This is a genomic window from Paenibacillus sp. F411 (genome assembly GCF_017582705.1).
Classification (GTDB): Bacteria; Bacillota; Bacilli; order Paenibacillales; family Paenibacillaceae; genus Paenibacillus_AQ; species Paenibacillus_AQ algicola.
Genome location: NZ_JAGFIP010000043.1, coordinates 1 through 1,934, shown reverse-complemented (window position 1 = coordinate 1,934; position 1,934 = coordinate 1). Strand labels below are relative to the sequence as shown.

Annotated in this window: 1 protein-coding gene; it reads right to left on the bottom strand. The window is 51.2% G+C overall.

The features are described from left to right. Positions 1–102: 102 nt before the first annotated feature. Positions 103–1,395 (bottom strand): group II intron reverse transcriptase/maturase, encoded by a 1,293-nt coding sequence (gene ltrA, locus JJQ72_RS20180; protein ID WP_208204783.1) that lies wholly within the window; start codon positions 1,393–1,395, stop codon positions 103–105. Between the last annotated feature and the right edge of the window lie 539 nt (positions 1,396–1,934).

The window sequence follows — 1,934 nt, the reverse complement described above, 5'->3', positions numbered from 1 at the left end:
GCTAGAGTAAAGGGCTGAAAATTTCAGCCCCTCCTCATCAAACCGTACGTGAGGTTTTCCCTCATACGGCTTTCCGATGTTCGTCATTCATGTGCATGCAGATTACAAGAGCGTTTTGAGTCCATGTTGTCTAGCCATGAATTTAACCTCGCGCACAGAACTCATCCATCGTGCGCGTTGCCGCTTCTTCGCGTACCATCTCGCAAGCCTCTGAAGAATGTACCAATCCAGCTTTGCCATCTTCCGCTGACTGTGGGCGGTGTAGTAATAATTCCGCCAGCCTTGTATCTTGGGATTTAACCAATTGACCTGTTCAAGTAACGACTTGTGCCGCATACCCGGCGGTGCCAGACGGTCTTTTACGACTTCCCGAATGCGTTCTTCTGCTTTCCGAGTCAGCCATTGCTGAGTGGTGTAATACACTTTTCCTTTGGAGGTTTCTGCTTTCGTCTTGCGATGATGCATACCGAGAAAGTCGAAGCCTTCTTCTCCTGTCCACAGTCCGACGATGCGCGTTTTGGTTGGATGCAAGGTGAGTTCGAGACGATCCATAATCGCACGAATAAGTTCGTACGATCGGTCTGCGTCTTTCTTCGTTTTGCATACAACCACGAAGTCATCCGCATAACGCGTTAGTTCTCCGTGACCGCTCCCATGTCGTTCCCACAGAATGTCGAAGTAATTGAGGTAAATGTTCGCAAGCAGCGGAGATATTACCCCGCCTTGCGGTGTTCCCAAATCTGAGCGCCTTACCGTCCCTTCTTCCATCACTCCCGCTTGTAACCACTTCCGAACCAGCTTCAACATTCGTCTGTCACTGATTCGCATTTCAACCAGTTTCATAAGCTTCTCTTGATTGATGTTGTCGAAGTAGCCTTGGATGTCGACGTCGATCACCCAATTTCCCTTGCGATTGCATGCCTTCCGGATCCGGTCCAGCGCTCCCTTCGCACTTCTCTTCGGACGGAATCCAAATGAGGATTCCTGAAAATCGGCTTCAAAGATCGGTTCCATGACTAGTTTTGTTGCCATTTGTATGACGCGATCTCGAATGGTCGGAATACCAAGCGGTCTTTGCTTCCCATCTTTCTTCGGGATGTAATACCGCCGAACAGGCTGTGGGTGGTAGCGCCCCTCTTTTAAAAGCCGTTGGCATTCAAGCAAGAAGAGGTATTCGCCTTGCTTCTCGATGTCCGTCAGCGTCTCACCGTCGACGCCCGCCGAGCCTTTATTGGCTCGCACCCTGCGCCATGCTTCCCACAAAATGTCCATTCGGTAGACCTTGTCATACAAAGCGTGGAATCTGCGTTTCTTGTTTTCCTTGGCCGCATGACCTAGTTTCTCTTGGAGTTGTTGAACGTTTTCCTTTGGTGTTGTTAGCCGATTGGCATTCACTGACTCGTACCTCCTTAAGAAACGTGAACAAAGCAGAGCTCCTTCCCTCCCGCAGGTTATGTTGTCCTACGGTTCCTTGGTACTACGAGCCCCTCGGACTCCCTTCCTGCAGACATCTCACTTCACCTTTTTTTTCAGCTTATAGAGCGCCTCGCTACGAGTTTTTTTTTCTCGTGCAGGGGAGGGCCTCCCCAGTTCACTACATCCTCTTTCATACCATGCCGCTCCCTCTACGCCGGAGGATTCTTCACTGCCGTTCCAAGTTCAGAGCAGTTTCACTGGCCTTCGTCCATGTATGCGGGACTCGGCTTCCTCTTGTCCCTCTTGCGAGGCCTTTTTGACGACGCGGCAGGATTCACTTCATGTTACGGCCTGGTATTTCGCTCGCCCTGTCTCCGACAGGTACTTTCGTCGATACGCTTCTACGCACAGATTTCGCCGTACGCAGGTATCCTAGCTACGCGGGGGCTTGGCCCCTCCCGCGACCGGACTTTCACCGGCTAGAAGATGCGTGCTTCTGGGCACGCCAGACAAAAAAA